This window comes from Brevibacillus centrosporus (assembly GCF_003710815.1).
Classification (GTDB): domain Bacteria; phylum Bacillota; class Bacilli; order Brevibacillales; family Brevibacillaceae; genus Brevibacillus; species Brevibacillus centrosporus.
Window position 1 is genome coordinate 62478 of record NZ_RHHP01000008.1, and the last position, 21050, is coordinate 83527.

At 52.3% G+C, this 21050-nt stretch carries 17 protein-coding genes; 3 read left to right on the forward strand and 14 right to left on the reverse strand.

The features are described 5' to 3' along the window. Window positions 1-345: 345 nt before the first annotated feature. Both rlmD and EDM55_RS09315 read right to left on the reverse strand, forming a co-directional pair. Window positions 346-1791, reverse strand: coding sequence for a 23S rRNA (uracil(1939)-C(5))-methyltransferase RlmD (gene rlmD / locus EDM55_RS09310; RefSeq protein WP_122960171.1), 1446 nt, complete (start codon window positions 1789-1791; stop codon window positions 346-348). 107 nt (window positions 1792-1898) lie between these two features. After that, on the reverse strand, window positions 1899-2789 hold the full coding sequence (locus EDM55_RS09315) for a diacylglycerol kinase (RefSeq protein WP_092267347.1): 891 nt from the start codon (window positions 2787-2789) through the stop codon (window positions 1899-1901). Window positions 2790-2938: 149 nt separating this feature from the next. Here EDM55_RS09315 and EDM55_RS09320 point away from each other — a divergent pair, with 149 nt between their 5' ends. Beyond that, window positions 2939-3910, forward strand: coding sequence for an ROK family glucokinase (locus EDM55_RS09320; RefSeq protein WP_122960172.1), 972 nt, complete (start codon window positions 2939-2941; stop codon window positions 3908-3910). A 130-nt stretch (window positions 3911-4040) separates the two neighbouring features. Here EDM55_RS09320 and EDM55_RS09325 read toward each other — a convergent pair whose 3' ends face one another. The 5 genes from EDM55_RS09325 to EDM55_RS09345 form a co-directional block, all read right to left on the reverse strand. Further along, entirely contained in the window at window positions 4041-4949 is a 909-nt protein-coding gene (locus EDM55_RS09325) for an EamA family transporter (RefSeq protein WP_122960173.1), read from the reverse strand. A 49-nt stretch (window positions 4950-4998) separates the two neighbouring features. Then, window positions 4999-6180, reverse strand: coding sequence for an ABC transporter permease (locus EDM55_RS09330; protein WP_092267352.1), 1182 nt, complete (start codon window positions 6178-6180; stop codon window positions 4999-5001). Then, a complete protein-coding gene (locus tag EDM55_RS09335) occupies window positions 6180-6908 on the reverse strand; it encodes an ABC transporter ATP-binding protein (RefSeq protein WP_092267353.1) in 729 nt (242 codons plus the stop codon). Before EDM55_RS09335 ends, EDM55_RS09330 begins: the two co-directional genes overlap by 1 nt. A gap of 186 nt (window positions 6909-7094) precedes the next feature. Beyond that, on the reverse strand, window positions 7095-7421 hold the full coding sequence (locus EDM55_RS09340; RefSeq protein WP_122960174.1) for a hypothetical protein: 327 nt from the start codon (window positions 7419-7421) through the stop codon (window positions 7095-7097). Window positions 7422-7490: 69 nt separating this feature from the next. Beyond that, window positions 7491-7850 (reverse strand): hypothetical protein, encoded by a 360-nt coding sequence (locus tag EDM55_RS09345; protein ID WP_092267355.1) that lies wholly within the window; start codon window positions 7848-7850, stop codon window positions 7491-7493. A gap of 174 nt (window positions 7851-8024) precedes the next feature. Here EDM55_RS09345 and EDM55_RS09350 point away from each other — a divergent pair, with 174 nt between their 5' ends. Beyond that, window positions 8025-9770 (forward strand): RNA polymerase sigma factor, encoded by a 1746-nt coding sequence (locus EDM55_RS09350; protein ID WP_122960175.1) that lies wholly within the window; start codon window positions 8025-8027, stop codon window positions 9768-9770. Window positions 9771-9863: 93 nt separating this feature from the next. On the opposite strand, the gene EDM55_RS09355 is transcribed toward EDM55_RS09350, so the two are convergent. The 5 genes from EDM55_RS09355 to asd form a co-directional block, all read right to left on the reverse strand. Beyond that, a complete protein-coding gene (locus tag EDM55_RS09355) occupies window positions 9864-12032 on the reverse strand; it encodes a YcdB/YcdC domain-containing protein (protein ID WP_122960176.1) in 2169 nt (722 codons plus the stop codon). A gap of 151 nt (window positions 12033-12183) precedes the next feature. After that, window positions 12184-13620 (reverse strand): Asp-tRNA(Asn)/Glu-tRNA(Gln) amidotransferase subunit GatB, encoded by a 1437-nt coding sequence (gatB, locus tag EDM55_RS09360; protein WP_122960177.1) that lies wholly within the window; start codon window positions 13618-13620, stop codon window positions 12184-12186. A 4-nt stretch (window positions 13621-13624) separates the two neighbouring features. Then, a complete protein-coding gene (gene gatA / locus EDM55_RS09365) occupies window positions 13625-15097 on the reverse strand; it encodes an Asp-tRNA(Asn)/Glu-tRNA(Gln) amidotransferase subunit GatA (RefSeq protein WP_122960178.1) in 1473 nt (490 codons plus the stop codon). A gap of 31 nt (window positions 15098-15128) precedes the next feature. Then, entirely contained in the window at window positions 15129-15419 is a 291-nt protein-coding gene (gatC, locus tag EDM55_RS09370; protein ID WP_122960179.1) for an Asp-tRNA(Asn)/Glu-tRNA(Gln) amidotransferase subunit GatC, read from the reverse strand. A 524-nt stretch (window positions 15420-15943) separates the two neighbouring features. Further along, on the reverse strand, window positions 15944-16786 hold the full coding sequence (asd, locus tag EDM55_RS09380; protein ID WP_092267362.1) for an archaetidylserine decarboxylase: 843 nt from the start codon (window positions 16784-16786) through the stop codon (window positions 15944-15946). 198 nt (window positions 16787-16984) lie between these two features. Here asd and EDM55_RS09385 point away from each other — a divergent pair, with 198 nt between their 5' ends. Then, the gene (locus EDM55_RS09385; RefSeq protein ID WP_122960181.1) at window positions 16985-17902 is read left to right on the forward strand and encodes a diguanylate cyclase domain-containing protein; all 918 of its coding nucleotides are present in this window, start codon (window positions 16985-16987) and stop codon (window positions 17900-17902) included. 15 nt (window positions 17903-17917) lie between these two features. On the opposite strand, the gene EDM55_RS09390 is transcribed toward EDM55_RS09385, so the two are convergent. Together EDM55_RS09390 and pruA are read right to left on the reverse strand one after the other, a co-directional pair. Further along, the gene (locus EDM55_RS09390) at window positions 17918-18952 is read right to left on the reverse strand and encodes an MraY family glycosyltransferase (RefSeq protein ID WP_246070855.1); all 1035 of its coding nucleotides are present in this window, start codon (window positions 18950-18952) and stop codon (window positions 17918-17920) included. 67 nt (window positions 18953-19019) lie between these two features. Beyond that, entirely contained in the window at window positions 19020-20567 is a 1548-nt protein-coding gene (gene pruA / locus EDM55_RS09395) for an L-glutamate gamma-semialdehyde dehydrogenase (RefSeq protein WP_122960182.1), read from the reverse strand. Window positions 20568-21050 lie beyond the last annotated feature (483 nt).

Below are 21050 nucleotides of genomic sequence, written 5' to 3' on the forward strand. Positions count from 1 at the left end.
CTTACACGCTAAAGTGTTAGAGTCATATTTCCCTTGCTTAAAGACTTGAATCACCTGTATCATTCTGTGCAGACAAAAAATAGTTCTGCTTTTTTCCCCGTCTCAACCGGCATTCTACCGTTGCCGGTCAAAATAAAGTCTTGGTACGGATCCATGATTTTCTCCATTTTTGACTCCATTTTTTCAACCAAAACATTATTTTTGTCATAATAGAGTTTTGGGGCAAAAGCAGGGAAGAGGGCTTGAAGTTATTGGATTTCTCCATTTTCCCTCCACTCTCTCCCCAGGCTGAAATCAAATGTTTATTTTGATTTTTGTCAGGTGTTTATTTTGAATGTCAAAGGTTTATTGCTTAGTTACAAATTGTCTTACGAGTAACGCCACCGACTCAACATGCCCCGTATGCGGGAACATATCCACCGGCTGCACTTCCACGACCTCATACATTTCCGCCAGCACCTTCAAATCCCTAGCCAGCGTTGACGGGTTACAGGAAACGTACACGACCTTCTGCGGCTTCATCTCCAAAATGGTCGTGAGCAGCGCCTCGTCGCAGCCTTTTCTAGGCGGGTCGACCACGATGACATCCGGCTTGATCCCTTTTTCCTTCCACGCTGGAATCACGACCTCGGCCGGGCCTGTCTCAAACGTAGCATTCTTCACGCCGTTCAGCTCCGCATTGCGGTTGGCGTCCTCGATCGCTTCCGGCACGATTTCTACGCCGTAGACGTGCTTGGACTTCTGCGCCAGAAACAGCGAAATGGTCCCGATCCCGCAGTACGCATCGATGACCGTCTCGGTACCAGTCGCTCCTACGTATTCGAGCGTCTTGTTGTACAAGACCTCGGTTTGCGCCGGGTTCACCTGATAGAACGAGCGCGCCGAGATAGCGAATTTGATAGCGCCGATATAATCGTAGATGACATCGCTGCCCCATAGCGTCACGGTCTTCTTCCCGAAAATGACGTTGGTCTTGTCCGGATTGACGTTTTGCACGATGCTGGCCACGCCGGTCACTTGAGTGCGGATCGCCTCTACCAGCTCTTCCACGCGCGGGATTGTCTCCTCGGTCGTTACGAGCACAACCATGACTTCTCCCGTTTTCACACCAACTTTTACCACGACATGGCGCAGCAATCCGCTGTGACGCACTTCGTCGTAGGGCGAAATGTTCAGCGAGGTGGCGATTTTCTTCACAGCAGCTACGGCTTCGTCATTGGCCTGATGCTGGATCAGGCACTCGTCCATGTCAATGATCGAGTGGGATTTCTCCGCGTAAAAGCCGCCTACGAGCGCGCCGTTTTCCTCGCCGATCGGTACCTGGGCTTTGTTGCGATAGCGCCATGGATCGGTCATGCCGAGTGTCGGGTGAACGGTGATCGCTCCATCTCCCTCTACGGAAAAGCCGCCAATGCGACGTAGATTGTCTTTGACGATCTGCTGCTTGTGACGCAGCTGCTCCTCATAGACGAGATGCTGCAAGGAACAGCCTCCGCAACGGTCGTAGACGGGACAGGGCGGCATCGATCTCGCTGTGCTAGCCTCCATGACACTCGCCAGCTTCGCGAATCCGAAATTTTTCTTCACATGATCGACGCGTGCGCGCACTTTCTCTCCCGCAAGTGCACCGTCTACAAAAAGCGTATATCCTTCAATCCGGCCTACACCGGCTCCTTCGTGATTCAGTCCGGTAATCTCCACTTCCACGGTTTGTCCCACACGCACAGGCACATTCAGCTCTGCTTTTGGTGCCTGCTGCGGTCCGCGCCGCTTCTTTGTCATCTTCGCCACAGTTTCTTTGCTCCTTTATTCGGCACTTGCCTGATTCCCATCGGGACAAACGCCAGGGATGCGTCGATGGCATCCCTGAAGTAGTTGCTATTCATTTTACTATCTTCCTACGGCACGAACAACTCGATATGGCCTGGCAATGCTTCCACCACGCAGGGGAGCTGTCCTCCGAGCTCACCATCCAGGTTGAGCTGCACGGTTTCCGTTCCTGGGGAGGTCGCCTTGATGTAGTCTGCCTGGAAATATAAAATGTTCGGGTCCTTCAAGTGCTCGCCGCGCACAGCCGACGTCGCCAAACGAATAAATTCGGCGATGTTCATCTTTTTCACTACGATGACGTCCAGCTTGCCGTCTGAGAGGTCCGCATCTGGGGCGAGCTTGTCGAAGCCGCCGACAGAATGGCTATTGGCAATGAGGAAAATCATGATCTCTTCGTCCAAAAGCACTTCTTTGCGGCTTTCCAGACGAACGCGGATCGGGTGCAGGGAGGGCAGCTTTTCCAGCCCTTTGACGTAATACGCCAACTGACCGATCATCGTTTTCAGCTTGCTCGGAACCTCGTACGTGAGATTCGTCAGCGAGCCTCCACCTGCGATATTGATAAAATAACGGTTATTGATCCGACCGAGGTCGATTTTCTTCTTCTTGCCTTTGGAGATAATCTCGCAAGCCCGGCTGATCGATTTGGGTATGCCGACAGCGCGGGCGAGGTCGTTGCTCGTACCACACGGAATGATTCCTAAGGACGGACGTGATTTCAGCTCGGCCATCCCGTTTACCACTTCATAGATCGTTCCATCTCCACCTGCAGCGATGATCAGGTCGTATCCCCTGGCAACAGCACGTGCTGCCGCCTCGGTCGCATCCCCTTCACCCTTCGTTGCATGGCAGGATGTCTCGTATCCGGCGGATTCCATATAATCAAGGATATCCGGCAATCTCCGACGCACGATCTCCCGGCCGGAGCTCGGATTGTAGATTAATCTGGCTCGTTTCAAGGCAGATCCCCTCTTCCTTCCCTCGCTCACGGATATTATCGTTTCTCTACCCATCATATCCTGTATAGCCATTTTTGGGAATCGCTATGCTGTCTTGGGCGTGATAAGATAGAAAAAGATGGGAATGAAATGGATGGGAGGGGACAGTCGTGCAGCAAATCATCGTAGGTGTAGACGTAGGTGGAACCGCGATTAAAATGGCCTTGATTACCCCGGATGGAGAGCTGGTGGCCAAGACGCAGGAGCCTACTCCCGTCGCACAAGGCGAAGACGGGGTTTTGCAAAAAATCGCAGAGATGGCTGATGCACTTCTCGCGCAGCACGAGTACAGTAAAGCACAGACCCTTGGAATCGGCGTGGGTGTCCCCGGTCCGATCGACGCAAAAAACGGTATCGTCATGCAAGCTGTCAATCTGCATTGGCGAAAGCCTGTCCCCCTCCGTGAGAAACTGAAAGCGCTGTCAGGTCTGCCTGTAGCTGTGGAAAATGACGCCAACATGGCTGCTTTGGGCGAGATGTGGCAAGGTGCCGGGCAAGGTGCGGAAGACCTCGTAGCCATTACGCTCGGAACAGGTGTGGGCGGCGGAATCATCGTCCACGGGAATGTCGTTCACGGCATCAATGGCGTCGGCGGCGAAATTGGGCATATCACCATGACACCAGGCGGCGGCTCGATCTGCAACTGCGGCAAGACCGGCTGTCTGGAGACCTATACCTCTGCTACTGCCATCATCCGCGAAGGCAAGCTGGCTGCCACGAACGGCACGAGTCCCGCACTGGCCGCGGCACTGGCACAGCACGGTGAGCTCAAGGCAAAAAACGTTCTCGATGCTGCCAAAGAGGGCGACACAGCCTCACTTGCCATCGTCGAGCAGGCCACCCTCTACCTTGGTCTAGCCCTGTCCCACCTGGCAATCTTGCTGAATCCCGCCAAGATCGTCATCGGTGGCGGTGTGGCGGCAGCTGGAGAGTTTCTCTTTTCACGAGTCCGTGAGTCTTTCGCCCGCTTCGTCCCCTTCACATACGTGGTAGAATCCACGCAGATTGTAGCCGCCACATTGGGCAACGATGCTGGTGTCTATGGTGCCGGCTGGCTCATCCGCTCCCAAATGACCGAATAAACCGCAGCTTCTGAAAATATAAAAGACGCTCCTGCGATGAACTGCACCCCATTTGTTAGACACATCTAACATTTAGAGGTGCAGTTCACGTTCGCTTGAGCGTCTTTTTTCTGCCGATGCCTAAGTCTATCTAGGAAACGGCTTCCACTTTTTCTGCTGCTTGTCCCTCCGCTTCTTCCTTCCCCGATACGATGAGAACTGCTCCCCCAAGCACGGCCGCGCCTCCCACCAGCTGAAGCCAGGTAAAGGATTCCCCTAACAGCAGGGCCGATGCGACAAAGGTCACGACGGGCTCAAATGTGCTGAGCACCGAGGCTTTGGTTGAGCTGATCAGCTGCAAGGCCCGGAAGAATGTGCTGATGGCGACCACTGTAGAAAAGACAACGATACCCGCCAAGGCAAACCACCCCTGCACGTCAAAGGACAGATCGATCCCGCCATCCTTTTGGGCGACCAAAAACGTGGAGAAGCAGGCAAACAGTGTGATGTAAGCAGAGGTCACATACGGAGACAACCCCTTTACCACCCGATTACCGACAATGATGTACACGGAGTAAAAGATCGCCGCGGCCAGCGCGAGGAATACGCCAAGTGGATGAATCTCCCCAAAGGAAAGCCCCAGTACCATCGCCAGCCCCACAAATGATATGGCCATCGCGATGATCGTTTTTTTGCGCAGCTTCTCCTTCTCTACGAAAAAGCTGAGGATCGCCACAAACGCCGGAAACGTATACAACAGCAGGGCTGCCATCGATGTCGGAATATACTGAACCGCAGAGAAAAAGCTGAGCGACTGCATCGTGTACAGAATGCCGCCCAGAAGAAACAGGCTTAGCAGTTGTTTTTTATTGACGCGTACGGACTCCTTCTTCCAGAGGATCAGGCCGAAGAAAATCGCTGAGGCAAACAAAAACCGCAAAAACAGCAAAGTCGAGACCGATACGCCTGCCCCGTAGGCAAATACGGCGAAAATCGTCATGACACCGAAGGCTGCTGCTGACACAAATACCAGAAGGACACCCAAATAAAGCGGATTCACTCGCACTCACCAGCTTTCAACATTCATACCAGCAACAGGGCAACTCGTTTTAATTTTTTACGACGGCTCCCTCCCTCCGGAATAATCGAGAGCTCCAGGCAATAATGACAACAACGTACAACAAAGAAGTGCCCAGTCCGACCAATCCGTGTACCGGATCGACTCTTCCGTAAAAGACTTCCTTGCAGAGAGCGACGCCATTGAAGACGGGCAGCACGTAATATAAAAAAGGAATATCCACCGGGTTCAGCGGCATCAGCATGTAGGAGGGCACCATCGCTACGAAGATGATTCCGCTCATATACGTCTGCCCTTCCTTAAAAGACTTCGCGATCGTGCTCAGAACCAGCTCCAAACCGGCAAACATCGCGGCAAGCAAAAGAATGGTCAGCACCAAAACCAACAGGGTGGCAGGCGAAAAAAAGCCTAGGGAAAACCCAGCCCCTTCCGTATCCAACGGTCCAAAGCTCAGCACCAGAGACACCGAGACCAAGGAAGCCAGAGCGCTCATCGTACTCATCACCATCACAGCCAGCAGCTTGGCGGTTAAAATATGATTGGCGGCAATCGGGGCCGTCATCAGCGACTCCAGCGTTCCCCGCTCTTTTTCTCCTGCGACCAGATCATTGGCGGCGGCAACTCCCCCAGAGGCCAGAGAAACAACAAGCATCAACGGAATGATACCGGCCAGCATGCCACCGGACAAGCGTTCCTCCGTGGCCACGTTTTGATACGTCGAAGCGATCGGCTCGATGGCCTTTGGAGAAAGCCCCGCATGCTGCAAGCGTTGGGCTACGATCTCCTGACTATACGCTTTCACCGTCTGCTCGATCACATCCCGCGCGTAGACGGATTTTTGATTGGTGGAGTCGTAGGCAACCGTCAGCGCCCCTGTTCTCCCCGCAGCAATCGTCTCGTCAAAGCCGGAAGGGATCGTCACAATAGCCCGCAGCATTCCCCCCTGCAGCGCCTGCTCTGCATTTTCCGGCTGCAGGATCCGTGCACCTGGTATTTTTTCTAGGGCAGCAGTCAGTCCGGATGTTCCATGAATCGCGATCGGTACGTAGGCACGCGCCTCTTTTTCGACATTGCTATAGGACATTCCCAGCAAAAAGAAAACGAACGGAATAATGACCAGAGGCACCAGAAAGGTTCCCAGCAATGTTTTGCGGTCGCGAAACAGGTCGAGAAGCTCCTTTTGAAACACCGTCCAGATGACACGTCTGCCCATCAGTTCTCGCTCCCTTCCACCACGGCCATGAAAATATCGTCCAGGTCATGAATCCCGTACTGCTCCCGCATGCTCTCCAGTGTGCCTGCAAAGCGCATGCTCCCTTTGTGAATCAAAGCCACTCGTTTGCACAGCTTGTTAATTTCCCCCATGTTGTGGCTCGAAAACAGAATCGTTTTTCCTTCCTCCTGCATACGGGCGACCATTCTGCGAAAATTGTTGGCGGCCGTAACATCGAGTCCCGTGGTCGGCTCATCCAGAAGAACTACATCGGGATCGTGTACGAGGGTACGTGCGATCGCCACCTTCTGCTTCATCCCCCGAGAAAAGGAGCCGACCCGCCTGTCGATGAATTCTTCCATATCCAGCATTCGGCTCAGGCTGTCGATCCTCTCCTGCAGCCTGGCCTGCTCCAGACCGTACAAGCTCCCGAAATACGCGATGTTTTCTCTTGCCGTCAACCGATTGTACAGCCCGACATCTCCCCCAAAGAGGATGCCGATCCTGCGCCGTACCTCGACCGGATCCCGCTGGACAGAGAAGCCGCTGATCTCGATATCTCCTGTAGTAGGCTGCAGAATCGTCGCCATCATGCGCATCGTCGTCGTTTTCCCTGCGCCGTTCTCCCCCAGAAGACCGTATACTTCCCCTGCCTCCACACGAAACGACACATCGCGAACGGCAGTAAAATCGCCAAAGCGTTTGCTGACTTGCTTGACTTCAATCATCCGCACTCCTCCTTCCCGATGCATGCGGAAACAGCCCTTGAAGCATTTCTCTCTAAAACTTTGCTTTCACGTAAAAAGCAGCACGCTTGCCATTTTCTCCGGTGAAAGTCACCTGAATGGCGCCCGTTTGCCCAATCAGCAGGCGAGGAATAGCGGCAGAGACCACAAACTTGCGCTGCCTGTCGTCTACTCGCGCCTTTTGGACCGTTCCCGGCGGCGAAAAGATCTGATCCCCCTGTTGTAAAACGTCATCGAGATCTGCCCTGTGCCGCCGTTTGCTTCCCCATCGAAAAGAATAGTAGGAAAGGACGTGGGCCCAGCCGAAACCTTGCTAAGCCGAAACAGCGGGTGGCTTAGCTGAAGCTCTGTTCCTTTTTGCCAGTGCTTGAGATAGACATCGTACTCTTGAGTGGCGAGCTGATGAAAAACCGGGGCGGTAGCTGTTGTTTGGTGTGGGGCAATGAACGGCTCTCCAGTGGCAGCCAGAGAAAGAGACAATAACAGAGAAAGCATGCTGATCAACTCCAATAATTGGATGCCTATAGCATGCCCTACCCCTGCTATGCCGTATGTGAAACTTCTTTACGCAATCGAGTGTACGATAATGCCCGGGTAACGTTCTTTCCATTTCGCGAGCGAGAAATCCTCAAACAGTGCTAGGAAGTCTTCCGTATTGTTGATGTAGTGTCGTTTTTCCGGAAGGTTCGGATATTTATCCGCAAACAAGAGGGCAACCAAATGAGTGACAGGGATCCCCTCCGCCTCTTGATCGTAAATACCGCGTTCAGCCAGGACCTTTACGAAGTAGCGGACATAGGTAACGGTCAATGTCGTTTGCTGTCCGTTTTCCTCCCAGGTGGCTATCGAGCGGTCAAACGTCTCTGCAGGAGAGCCTCCTTTGCTCGGTGGAACGTTTTCGCCCGAAATAGAAATCAGCTTCATATCTGTCCTTCCCCCTCTTCAATCATTCGTGTATGTTCATTATAGGGGAGAGTGGAAAACGTTACAAATAATCCCTTTCGAGAAGGCTAACAAAATTTTTTCTACTCCTTTGTCAGAAATCCCGCATCGCTTAAGTCTATGTATCAAGTCAACAAATTAGCGAGGAGTTTTACGATGGATGCCAAGATCTTGAATCGATATGAAGACCAGGAAGAGGACATGACAGCAGACGACGTTCTGGTGGAACGCGCGAAGGATGGAGACGGGGAGGCGTTTGGAGAGCTGGTCAGACGGCATCGTGCCAAGGTTTATGGATATGCTCGCTCGTATACCCAGGAGCCGTTTCTAGCCGAGGACATCGTGCAGGAAGCGCTGATTCGAGCTTTCTTACACCTGGGGAGCTTGATGGACAGTCGCCGCTTCTTGCCTTGGCTGCATCGGATCGTCCGCAACCAGGCTTACACGCGCCTGCAAAAAGGGCCGCAAAAGCGCGAGCAACCGTTCTCTGGCCTCATCGCAAGCTCTGCCGATCAAGAGAAGACAGACTGGGAGGACTTGGACAGCATCCTGCACCGTTTGGGACGCAGATGGTCACAGCCCGTTGATCCCGCGACCAATCCTGAGGAAATCATGGTCCGCAGAGAGCTGCTCCAAACGATCACCGGCTTGCTCCACTGTCTCAATCCACGGGAGAGAAAAATCGTCGAGTCTCATTTCTTCGATCACCTGTCTCCACTGGAAATCGCCAGACTGTTTCAGATCTCCCAAGCCAACGTGTACCAGGTCCTGTCGCGTTCACGCAAAAAGCTGATTCAGGAAAAAACTCGTGTCGTCGTTGACCAATACGTGCAATCACGAAAGGAAGCGGGAATTATGAAAAAGGTCGTATTGAACACACCGGAAGCATTCACTCTCCACACTTGGGTTACTTGCGTCATGGCTCTTCGAGGTATGCTGGAGGCGGCGAATCGAAAACTGTCTCTTCCAATGGTAATGGGATTGAGCGGCCACGCCTTTCGATTGACTGTAGTGCCTGAGCATGTACACATTGCAGGACCAACCATGTTTGAATTTGGTCCGGTGCTATCCCGCGGCCTTCGCAACCTCGGATTCACTTCTCGTTCCATCAGCGACTTCAAGCAGGCTACCGGAATCGAAATAAATGCCAACCTCGTCGAGCCTTCCCAGCTAGGCGCGAGTGCACGCGAAAAGAGACAGCTCTCTCAAGTGCTCCCGCAAGCGCTGGAGTTGATTCATCGCTCTGTGGATCGTGGTTACCCTGTATTGGCTTGGGATATGTTCATTCCCGAGTTCGCCCTGATCTACGGGTACGATGACGAGCAGAAGCTGCTTCATGCAGGCGATAACTGCGGCCACCAGGGGACGATTCCGTACGATCATTTGGGCCGCGGATTAATCGAGGACTTGTTTGTACTCACGTTGGATGAGTCGTTCGAAACAGACCAAAGGCAAATGCTGATCGGAGCGCTGCAAATGGCAATCTCGCATTATCGTGGTGAGGAGCCTGCGTTTGGAGCAACCCATGGACTTGACGCCTACGCCGATTGGCTGAACGCGTTTGAGAATCGTACCATCGAGCCAAACGGAAATGCTTACACGCTTGCCATCGCCCATGATGCTCGCTGCAATGCCTCTGCCTTTTGGAAGGAGATCGCGGAAACGTGGACTGACACAGCTTTTGATGCGATTCGTCCAGACTGCCTGCAAGCTGCTGATCAGTACGGAGCGATTGCCGACGAATTTGCCCAGCTCTGCCGCCTCTTCCCGTTTCCTGCTGGAGGGGAGCCAAATGAACCTCAGCAAAGTGCGCAGGCTATCGAGCTGCTGACGAGTATTGACGCGAAGGAGCGCCAGGCTTTGGTTTTGATGGAAACCATGCTGCACGCGCTGACTGCGTGATATCCGAGAAAAAGGCTGTCCTGTATGCTGGAATTCCAGCGGCAGGACAGCCTTTTTAGCTCAATCAATCCCCGGAAGAACAGCTTCCGTCCTCTATCGATTATTCTTTGCTGCTTCTTCCCAGTCGGCCAGCCACACCGCTAGGTCCGCACGCGTCAGAGCATCTTGCAGACGCAGGGAATTCCCGGCCTTCCAAAAGCTGCGCGCACTGTTGTCCTGGCCGAGCAGCTTATTGCCCAGCTCGTTTGCTTCCTGCAAGGTAATGGGACGATCGGGATTTAGCCTGTCCGATCCTGCCGCTGGCTGCACCAAGCCAAGGCCCATCGCTTCCCGTACAACCGGGGAAAGAGGATGGCTTTCCTTTACATCAGCGAAGTTCTGCACAGATTCCACTTCTTCCCCAAAGAAGTGCATCGATCCGTAAAAGCGATTCGCAATGAGCAGAATCCGTAGAAACTCCCCTCGGGTAACCAGCTGGTCCGGGTTCAATCTGCCCTCCGAAACAGGGAAGTATCCCCGCTCGACTGCTTGCACGAGTACCGCACGCTGCGGATGATCGGTGATATCACCAGGTAGTTTCGACTGCTTGTACGCAGTAAAGCTGACCCATTGTCCGGAGTGCGCATCCACTATACCCTCGTCACCCGTCATCCTGTACACGAGCTTCGGCTCCCGTCTCACCAGATAGCTTCCTTGCCGCCACTCTGGATGAGGCATGAAATAGGTGAGCTGAAACGTCTTCTTCTCCCCTTCCGTTTGCTTCGCCCGTTTCCTATCGATCCCGGACGTTTGCTTCTCCATATCCTCCAGCCCTTGGTAGGGAGGCAGGGAAATCAATCCTTTCACCTCTCCTGTCTGGGGATTCACCATGACCATGGTTTCCAGACTTTCTACCGGAACTCCCTGCTTCAGCCAGCCAAATACAAGATTGTAGCTGCCACCGTCCTGAAAGTGAAACGATTGGCTGTCCTCTGTCGGTGGAAGCGAGATCGGATAGAGGCTTCCCAGTCGATCGGGCAATAGCTGCTTGATGAAATCTGTCGCGATGGATTGCGCCTTTTCGTAGGAGATCCAACGCGGACTGGCTTGATCTGTGCCTTCTGCGTGGTCTTCTACTAGCGAAAAGGAAGTGACGTTTCCGTATGAATCCATCCCGATCGAGTATCGCTTCTCACCCTTTCCTCCCTCAGCAGGACGGACGTATAAGAATAAGCTGCTATTGATTTGGCTTCCTTCGCCAAACTCGTCCATGCTAACAAAGGTGGATGCTCCCGAGCTACCCTTCTCTGGCTGTGCGGAAAACATCGCTTTGGCGATTTGATCCGCCTTCTCTCTTATCTCATAGTCGGCTAGTTCTTTTTGTACGGAACCTGCTTGAACGGCTTTCCCCAGCGCTACGATCCGCTCAGGCTGGCTGACGATCTCCCCAAGCAGGTTCAACGCTTGACCCGTCTGTGCATCGATCAGAGCAGGATCCTTTTCCGTGTAATAGTAGGAGAGGTGCATTTCTTTTTGCTTCAAACCGTATGGTAAGAGCTTTTCCCCCGCATAAGCGTAACCAAGAGTCGGCTGTGCCGTCTCGTCCCAGCGCCCTCTTGCCTCTTCCTCTGAAAGCTGCGGAACTGGATCGGGCAGCGTGCCATCAAACCAGTTGCGTTTGTAATGCACAATCTCCCCTCGCAAATCGACGGTCACCTGCAAATCATTTTCAAGGAAAGGAATCCCCTTTTCCACACGCGTAAAGAAAAAGGAATAAGCACCCGCCCGTGGTGGATACGGATTCATTTCCTCATACAGATTTGGCCCCTCCGTATGCGATAGCTCCATTGGCGCAACAGCTTTCAAAAACTGCTGTGCCGCTTGCAGCGCTTCCTGCCGGGAGATCAGCTTGGCGTCTGCAGCCATTTGCTTATCCCTTTTCAGCTGCGAATAATTGAGCAGCTTGCCTGTGACAGCATCCACTGTGATCCATTTGTGCTCCGTCTCATCTTCCCCCTTGCTCCAATCGGCAGTCCATGCCGAACGGCCACTCTCAAAGGACTGTTGATGATCCGGAAACAAATCCGCCAGCTCGTATCCCTCCAGAGCGATTGGCAATGGTTTGGCAAATGCAACGGCTTGTGCTTTCGTGAGCTTTGCTGCCTGTTCGGAGGCTGCAAGCACAACATTTCCCCTGAGCCCGTCCATAGCAGGAGTAAGCGCATAAAAACACCCAAGTACCCCCGTCAGTATGGCCGCCGCCCTCAGCTTTGCAAATCTCATAGTCCCCCCTCATTTTATAATCATTTCCTTATTTTCACATTACTCATTATGCTAGAGAAAACGGGGATTGTCATCTTTGGGTCGTGCATGAGCAAAAAAAGCGCCCTCCCATTGAATCAGGAGAACGCTTTGGTAGTTGTCGGTCCAATCCTTACATTTCTTTCAATACTTCCGCAATCAGCTTGTTCACCATCGGCGGGTTCGCTTTGCCTTTGGTTTGCTTCATGACTTGACCAACGAAGAAAGCGGCTGCTTTTTCGTTACCGGACTTGTAGTCAGCAACAGCCTGCGGGTTGGAGTTGATCGCATCGACGACGATTTGACGCAGCGCGCCCTCGTCGCTGATTTGCACCAGGCCTTTTTCCTCTACGATCTTCTTCGGCTCTTTGCCTGTCTCGACCATTTCCTTGAAGACCGTTTTCGCGATCTTGGAGGAAATCGTGCCGTCTGCGATCAGCTTGATCATCTCACCCAGTCCTTGCGGCGTCATTTTCACGTCGGCAAAGACCAGATTGTTGGCGTTCAAGTGAGCCAGGAGATCCACCATCAGCCAGTTCGCTACTGCTTTTGGCTCCGCCCCTGTCTTGACTGTTTCGTCGAAGAAATCAGCCGTTTCCTTGGACATCGTGAGGACACCAGCGTCGTCCTTGGACAGTCCAAAGTCGTTGACGTAGCGCGCTTGGCGAGCATCCGGGAGCTCAGGAATCGTCGCGCGTACCGCTTCGATCCACTCTTCGGAAATTTGCATGCGCACGAGGTCAGGATCTGGAAAGTAGCGATAGTCATGCGCTTCTTCTTTGGAACGCATAGTCAATGTCTTCTTGTTTGCCTCATCCCAACGACGTGTTTCCTGTACGACTTTTCCACCGGAGGAAACCACTTCGGTCTGACGCATCACTTCATACTCCAAGCCCATTTGCACATTGCGGAAGGAGTTCATGTTTTTCAGCTCGGCCTTGGTCCCGAATTCCTCTTGACCATACGGACGGATCGACACGTTGGCATCGCAGCGCAGGGAGCCTTGCTCCATACGCACGTCAGAAACCTCGGTGTACTGAATGATCGCTTTTAGCTTTTCCAAATACGCACGCGCTTCTTCCGGTGTGCGGATATCTGGCTCGGATACGATCTCCACCAGCGGAACACCGACACGGTTGAAGTCTACCAAAGACTCTCCGCCGAAGTCACTGTGCGTCAGCTTCCCTGCATCCTCTTCCAGATGCAGACGAGTGATTCCGATGCGTTTAGTCTCGCCGTTTACTTCGATATCGATCCAGCCGTTGTAGCCGATCGGCTGGTCGAACTGGGAGATTTGGTACGCTTTTGGAGAATCCGGGTAAAAGTAGTTTTTGCGGTCAAACTTCGTCTCACGGGAGATTTCGCAGTTGAGCGCCAGCGCGGCTTTCATCGCGAATTCCACTGCCTGCTTATTGGTCACTGGCAGTACGCCTGGATGCCCCAAGCAAATCGGGCATGTATGGGTATTCGGCTCCGCACCGAATTCGGTTTTGCAGCCGCAGAAAATTTTACTGTTGGTGGACAGCTCGGCATGGACCTCCAAGCCGATGACGGTTTCGTACTTGCTCATGCTCTTACCCCCTCACCCATTCCGGCTTGCGCGTATGGAAGCCTACAGATTGTTCATAGGCATGTGCCACGCGCAGCACGGTGGATTCGTCAAACGCTTTGCCGATGATCTGCAAGCCGATCGGCAGACCTTTCCCGGAGAATCCGCATGGCACGCTGATCGCTGGCAAGCCCGCCAGGTTTACAGGCACGGTGCAGATGTCTTCCAGGTACATTTTGACCGGATCGTCCACGTTTTCCCCGATTTTGAACGCCGTAGATGGCGTAGTCGGATGCAAAATCACGTCAAAATCAGCAAAGATGCTGTTGTAGTCCTGGATGATCAGGGTGCGCACTTGCTGTGCTTTTTTGTAGTACGCATCGTAATAGCCGGACGACAGGGCATACGTACCGAGCATGATGCGCCGTTTTACCTCTGGACCGAAGCCTTGGCTGCGGGACTCTTTGTACAGCTCGATCAGGTTGGACGCATTGTCGGCACGCACACCGTAGCGTACGCCGTCAAAACGAGCCAGGTTGGACGATGCCTCTGAGGAAGACAGCAGGTAGTAAGCAGGCACCGCGTACTCGGTATGCGGCATGGATACCTCGCTCCAGGTCGCTCCCATGCTCTCCAGCTGCTTCAGCGCTGCCAGCACGGCATCGCGCACCTCTGGATCAATTCCTTCCCCGATCAGCTCTTTTGGCACACCAATGCGCAGCCCTTTTACATCTCCCGTCAAAGCAGACAGGAAATCAGGAACTTCTACATTGGCGGAAGTGGAATCGTACGGATCGTGGCCTGCGATCGCTTGCAGGACGTATGCGGAGTCTTCCACGTTTTTCGTTACAGGTCCGATCTGGTCGAGAGAAGAAGCAAAAGCCACGAGACCAAAACGCGATACACGGCCATAGGTCGGCTTCAGACCAACCACGCCGCAAAAAGCTGCTGGCTGACGAATGGAGCCGCCTGTGTCCGAACCGAGCGTAAAGTAAAAATGACGTGCAGCCATTGCTGCCGCCGAGCCACCGCTGGAGCCGCCTGGAACGTACTCGGTGTTCCATGGGTTTTTGGTTGGGTAGAAGCCGGAGTTTTCGTTGGAGCCGCCCATGGCAAACTCGTCCATGTTCAGCTTCGCCACGATGACAGCATCGGCATCCTTCACTTTTTTGGAAACAGTCCCGTCATGGACAGGATCAAAGTTGGCCAAAAATTTGCTGGCGCAGGTGGTGCGTACGTCTTTGGTGATGAGGTTGTCCTTCAAGCCTGCAGGCAGACCATACAGCATGCCCAGCTCCTCGCCACCTTTCGCGAGACGCTCGTCCAGCTGACGGGCATGAGCAAGAGCCCCTTCTTCATCAGCATGCAGAACGGATTTGATTTCGTCGTCGTGCTCCTTGATGCTGGCGATGGATGCCTGCACCAGATCCGTCACGGACAACTCCTTTGCGCGCAGGGCGCTATGTATTTCAGACAATCGCTTGTCGAACAGCGACACAGTAGGTTCCTCCCTTCACTTCTCCAGAAATTTACTCGAATACAGCCGGTACTTTGAACTGTCCTTCTTCGTGGTCCGGTGCGTTTTTCAGCACTTCCTCACGCGGCAGGGACGGACGATTGACGTCTTCACGCATCACGTTTTTCACATCTGTCGCATGGCTGGTAGGCGCTACATTGAACGTATCCAGTTCATTTAACTTCGCTGCGAATTCCAAAATCGCGTTGAGATCCTTTGTATAACGTTCTGCTTCATCTTCTGTCAGTTGCAAGCGAGCCAGGTTGGCTACGTGCTCCACTTCTTTGCGAGTAATGGCACTCATGTTTCCACCTCCGAATCGTATCCATAACTTTGATCTTACTTGAAAACAGCGGGTTCAGTCAATTTTCGACGGTTTCTTCTATGGTAAAAAAAGATTTACCGAAGTTGATTTCGTTCGGGCTGTTGGGGAGGGGCGGAAAAAGCAGAAAACGCTGCAGGTTAGTAGGGCCACCTGCTCGGGGGTCATTCCTGCACGGCTCCATTCCAAAAGCGGAACGGCGTCCAAAAGTAGCATCCTCAAGGCTGCGTCTCAGAGTTGGACGCTCAAGCTTGTTCCGCTTTTTCCACTCCGCCTCGGATGTGTCCCTAATACCTTTCGCTTTTTTCTGCTTTTTCCTGGTCAGCTCATCCTGTCGTTCGATCACTCAAAGATTTTTCAAAGCATAGCCTGTTGGCATTTGCATAGAAGCTCTTTTCAGCGATCATTAATCAGAAAAGCACTCCAAACCAACGAAAAAAGCCCAAGGGCTGAAATCATCAGCAGCCTTGGAGCTCTATTGGCACGCAATTCTTGACGTGAATCCTTTATTCAGCCTTCTCTGCCAGCAGCTGGCCCATGAGCAGGCTTTTGCCGATCTCGATTCCTTTTGCCCACTCCAGCTGGTTGGATTCGAGCAGCAGGATGACCGTAGAGCCAAACTCGAACCAGCCGAGCTCTTCCCCTTTTTGGTAATGCGGGGTGTCCATGATGGGCTCATTGGTTTGGCGGCCATGCTTGATATTGGTAGTCGCGGTATTGTAGGAGACCTTCACACTTCCGACGAAGAGGGCACCTACTTTGACCAGTGCCAAATCGCCCATGTCTTTTGTTTGAATGTACGTGACGAGCCGTTCATTACGTGCAAAAAGGCGATCCACATTTTCAATCCCCAGCTTGTTCACTGGATAGAGACGTCCCGGCAAATAGCTGTACCGGATCAAGTCTCCCTCGACTGGCATATGAATGCGATGGTAATCTCTCGGGCTTAAATAAATGGTGATGAATTTTCCTCCGTAGTAGCGCTTGGCCTCTTCTACGGAACCACCGAGCAGCTCGACGACATCGAACTGTTTTCCTTTCGCTTGAATCAATGTACCTTCGCAAATATCTCCCATTTGAGAAACGGTACCATCCACTGGGCTGACGATGACGTGTTCGCCTGGTGCTATTGGCCTTGCTTCCGGTTTCAGTCGGCGGCAGAAAAATTCCTTCAAGGTACGATATTGACTTACCGGCTTTTCGATCACGGTAGAATCGATGTGATAATGGCGGATATAGCGTTGAATCGCCAATCGGCTAAATCTTGATGCAGTTATTTTCCCCATCGTCCGAGACATCGCGTTTTGTGGCAACCGATGAATCAAGACAGGAAGCAGCTTTTTACGCATAGGACAACTCCTTGTTTTTCCGATAAAGATACTTCGATCGAATTCCCAACCAAGAAGCTGAAAAAAGGATATCCTTACTTTACCACCTCAGCCAATACTCAGTAAACCCCGCACTCCTACCATCGCCTCATCATTTTCTTTCGCAATCTTGCTATACTATAAGATGGTGGACAAGCCTACTTTCAGGAGAAAACAGACATGTCAAAGCTCGACATTGAAACATTAATCAGTCAATACGGGGATATCCTGACCAGCTTTTTTCATCATATGTCAGACATGTTCTTTCTTATGTCTGTAGAGGAGTCTGAAAGTGAGGGACTCCAGTTTCGCTATGTCTTGATGAACCCTGCTGCGATGCAAGTAGCCAAGCTGACCGAAGAGGCTTACGGGAAGCGAATAGAGGACGTCTATCCCGAGGGGAAGGCATCCATTTTGAACCGTATGTACAAAAAAGCCGTTTTGAGTGGAGCACCGATCCATTATACCAGCGAAGGGGAAGTGATCGGCGAGTCGATCCTTTCCCCTATCTATAATAAAGACGGCGTATGCACCCATGTGTTCTCCGTTACTCGTGACATTACGGAACGCAAACAGCTGGAATCCAAGCTGGAGCATATGGCGTATCACGATGTGCTGACCGGCTTGCCAAACCGTCGTCTGCTCTACATCCATCTGCACAATGCACTGGCTGCGGCAAAAACCAATAAGGATATGGTCGCCGTCCTCTTTCTGGACTGTGACCATTTCAAGCAAATCAACGACACTTGGGGCCACAATACAGGCGATCAGTTCCTGCAGCTGCTCGGGGCCAGACTGAGCTCCTGTGTACGGGAGGGAGACACGGTTGCCCGTCTGGGAGGCGATGAATTCGTCATCATCCTCACCTCCATCCAGAACCAGCAGCAGGTCGAAAAGGTTTCGAACCGGATCATCCGCGCACTTCAAGAGCCGTGGATACTGGAAGGACATACGTTTCGCAGCACGACCAGCATCGGGATCGCCCTCTATCCGACGACTTCCAGCGATGCCGATCAGCTCTTGACCCACGCCGATAAGGCCCTCTACTTGGCCAAGGCCTCCGGACGAAACCAGTTTCGTTTTTATCAAGCGGAGTAATCGAGTGACCGGCCCTCAGATCTTCTGAAAATAAAACAGAAACAGCGACAACGCCGAGAACAAAAAGCTGACCACATACAGGACCACAACGGTCTGTTTGGCAGTCAGACCATGAGACATCAGCCGATGATGGACGTGACGACGGTCTGCCTGATACATAGGCGACCCTGCAAGCAATCGGCTGATCATGACCTGCAAGGTATCGATGACTGGCAATCCCAAAGCGAGGACTGTCACCACAAGCGAGATGAGCGTAGCCCCTTTCATCGTTCCCTCGAGAGAAATGATTGCCAGTGCAAATCCCAGGAACATCGACCCCGCATCTCCCATGAAGATTTTGGCCGGATAGAAATTAAAGCGTAAGAAAGCCAATGCCGCCCCCGCCAGTGCCACTGCCAGCAGCGCCGTCAAATCCTGCCCCTTTACCATCGAGAGAAAGAACAACGTCACCGCTGAAAAAATAGTCGCTCCTGCCGCCAATCCGTCTACTCCATCCAAAAAGTTCACCATGTTGACCAATCCAACGATCCAAATCACCGTAGCAAGAAACGAGATCCACAACGGAAAGGTAACAAAAGCACCGTCGTCTCCCCCTAACCAGGTGAGACTGACGCCTCGAAAACGGATGTCGAAGAAAAATACCATCATTCCTACCGAAAGCTGTATCAATAATTTGGGTAACGCAGGAAAATCTTTTTGCTTGGCTTTATACGCATCATCGACCCATCCGATCGCCATTAATATGGCTCCGCCTACTGCCAAAACCGCAACCGTTTTTTGCACCCCTGCAAAAAAAGCTGACACGATGAGCATACCGACAAACATCGCGATTCCGCCCGATAACGGCATCGGTTGGCTATGACCTTTTCTTCCCCGAGGGATATCCAGCAGCTGCGTTTTCCACGCCAGCCAATGAGCCACCGGCATCAACAGATAGACGAGAAAAAAGGCGGATAATCCTGAAACTACATACGTAAACAGCGCTCTCACCTGCCCGCACGTCATTTTGTTAGTAGTGTGGACAAAAGGAGCGTAAAGAAAACTTCCCATTGCACAAGCCTGCTGGCGCAAAGAAAAAAGCCGCCCCAGTTCGAGGCGACTTTTGTAAAGACAAGTCTTACAGTTTTTCGGAAACCAGTTTTGCTTGAGTGAACAGCAAGAGGTAGTCTGGGCCACCTGCTTTGGAGTCTGTACCGGACATGTTGAAGCCGCCGAAAGGATGTACGCCTACCAAAGCGCCTGTGCACTTGCGGTTGAAGTACAGGTTACCTACGTGGAACTCTTCACGAGCGCGCTCCAGGTTTGCACGGTTGCGGCTGATGACAGAACCAGTCAAGCCGTACTCGGTGTTGTTCGCGATTTCCATCGCATGGTCAAAGTCGCTCGCTTTGCAGAATGCCACTACAGGTCCAAAGATTTCTTCCTGCATGATGCGTGCATCTGGAGCTACGTCTGCAAATACAGTTGGCATAATGAAGTAGCCGGAGTCTGGACCCTTTTCGCCACCTGCAACCAGTTTGCCTTCTGTTTTACCGATCTCGATGTATTCCAAAATTTTGTTGTACGCTTTATCATCAACGACTGGACCTGTGTAGAAATCGTTGCTGCGGATATCGCCTACAGTCAGGTTGTTCGTCAGTTCGACTACGCGGTTCAGCACTTGATCGTATACGTCTTGGTGTACGATCGCACGGGAGCACGCCGAGCATTTTTGACCGGAGAAGCCAAATGCAGATGCCACGATGGATTGAGCAGCCAGCTCGATATCGCAATCGCTGTCTACCACGATGGAGTCTTTACCACCCATTTCAGCAACCAGACGCTTCATCCATTTTTGTCCTGGACGATGTTTAGCAGCCAGCTCGTTGATACGCAGACCTACATCGCGGGAACCAGTAAAGCTGATGAAACGAGTTTGGATATGCTCAACGAGGTAGTCACCGATTTCGCTGCCGGAGCCCGGTACGAAGTTTACTACACCTGCAGGTACGCCAGCATCTTCGAGTACTTCCATGAATTTGGCTGCAATTACAGGCGTTGTGGAAGCAGGCTTCAGCACTACTGTGTTACCTGCAACCAGAGCTGCTGTCGTCATACCAACCATGATGGCGAGAGGGAAGTTCCATGGTGGGATTACGATCCCTACACCAAGTGGAACGTAGTACAGCTCATTATCTTCATCCGGGATGCGAGGAAGATCATGGCGCTGGGACAGCTTATCCATTTGGCGAGCATAGTACTCCATGAAGTCGATTGCTTCTGCAGTATCCGCATCCGCCTCTGGCCAGCTTTTTCCTGCTTCTTTTACGAGCCAAGCAGAGAACTCATGCTTACGACGGCGCAGGATTGCTGCTGCTTTAGTCAGGTAGCGGGAACGGGAAGTGCCAGGAACCTTTTTCCAGGTTTCGAATGTGCTTGCTGCTACTTGGATCGCTTTTTCAGCCAGTGCTTGGTCAGCCTGGGAAACAACACCCACTACTTGCTCTTTATTGGAAGGGTTGATGGAACGGGATTTCTTCTCGGTTTTGATACGCTCTCCGCCGATGATCAGATCATATTCACGGCCCAGCTCGCTTTCAACTTTTGCGAGCGCTTCTTCAAACGCCTTTTTATTTTCTGGTAAGCTAAAATTGGTAAACGCCTCGTTTTTGAATTCTACTTGCATTGTGACGCCTCCTTATCGAATTCTTCCATGTTTGGTTTCATTCTCTATACATATGCAAGGATCGTACCAACAAAACCGACTTCGCACACACTCGGATAGTGTTTGCATTTTTCTCGAAAAACAACAAGCGATGTCCACGAACAGACATAGACACTTTTGTATATCTCTGTACACTTTTGCACACATGTGTTAGAAAGGACGATAACCTCTTACACTACTGGTTCATGCGAGAAAAACGCGGGAAGTAAAAAAGGTGCCTAGAAACCACAAAGGCTCGCTGGAGAAGCAGGTTTCCAGGCGGAGCGACTCCGGAACCCTACTTAGCGGAACAACGAATTCACGGGTTCCAGAAGCGGTACCCCTGCGTTCCCTGCCTAGCGGCTACTACTTTGCCGCTTCCCCGTGAATCGTTGTGGAGCGGACAGTCTCATCTTCTACGTAGGGTGTAGGTCGGAGCAAAGAAACGGAAGCCTGCTTTTCCTC

Coding starts and splice junctions, on each gene's coding strand:
- EDM55_RS09330 (WP_092267352.1), bottom strand. CDS start 6,180: ATGGGCAGACGTGTCATCTGGACGGTGTTTCAAAAGGAGCTTCTCGAC.
- EDM55_RS09335 (WP_092267353.1), bottom strand. CDS start 6,908: ATGATTGAAGTCAAGCAAGTCAGCAAACGCTTTGGCGATTTTACTGCC.
- EDM55_RS09340 (WP_122960174.1), bottom strand. CDS start 7,421: ATGCTTTCTCTGTTATTGTCTCTTTCTCTGGCTGCCACTGGAGAGCCG.
- EDM55_RS09345 (WP_092267355.1), bottom strand. CDS start 7,850: ATGAAGCTGATTTCTATTTCGGGCGAAAACGTTCCACCGAGCAAAGGA.
- EDM55_RS09350 (WP_122960175.1), top strand. CDS start 8,025: ATGGATGCCAAGATCTTGAATCGATATGAAGACCAGGAAGAGGACATG.
- EDM55_RS09355 (WP_122960176.1), bottom strand. CDS start 12,032: ATGAGATTTGCAAAGCTGAGGGCGGCGGCCATACTGACGGGGGTACTT.
- gatB (WP_122960177.1), bottom strand. CDS start 13,620: ATGAGCAAGTACGAAACCGTCATCGGCTTGGAGGTCCATGCCGAGCTG.
- gatC (WP_122960179.1), bottom strand. CDS start 15,419: ATGAGTGCCATTACTCGCAAAGAAGTGGAGCACGTAGCCAACCTGGCT.
- asd (WP_092267362.1), bottom strand. CDS start 16,786: ATGCGTAAAAAGCTGCTTCCTGTCTTGATTCATCGGTTGCCACAAAAC.
- EDM55_RS09385 (WP_122960181.1), top strand. CDS start 16,985: ATGTCAAAGCTCGACATTGAAACATTAATCAGTCAATACGGGGATATC.
- EDM55_RS09390 (WP_246070855.1), bottom strand. CDS start 18,952: ATGGGAAGTTTTCTTTACGCTCCTTTTGTCCACACTACTAACAAAATG.
- pruA (WP_122960182.1), bottom strand. CDS start 20,567: ATGCAAGTAGAATTCAAAAACGAGGCGTTTACCAATTTTAGCTTACCA.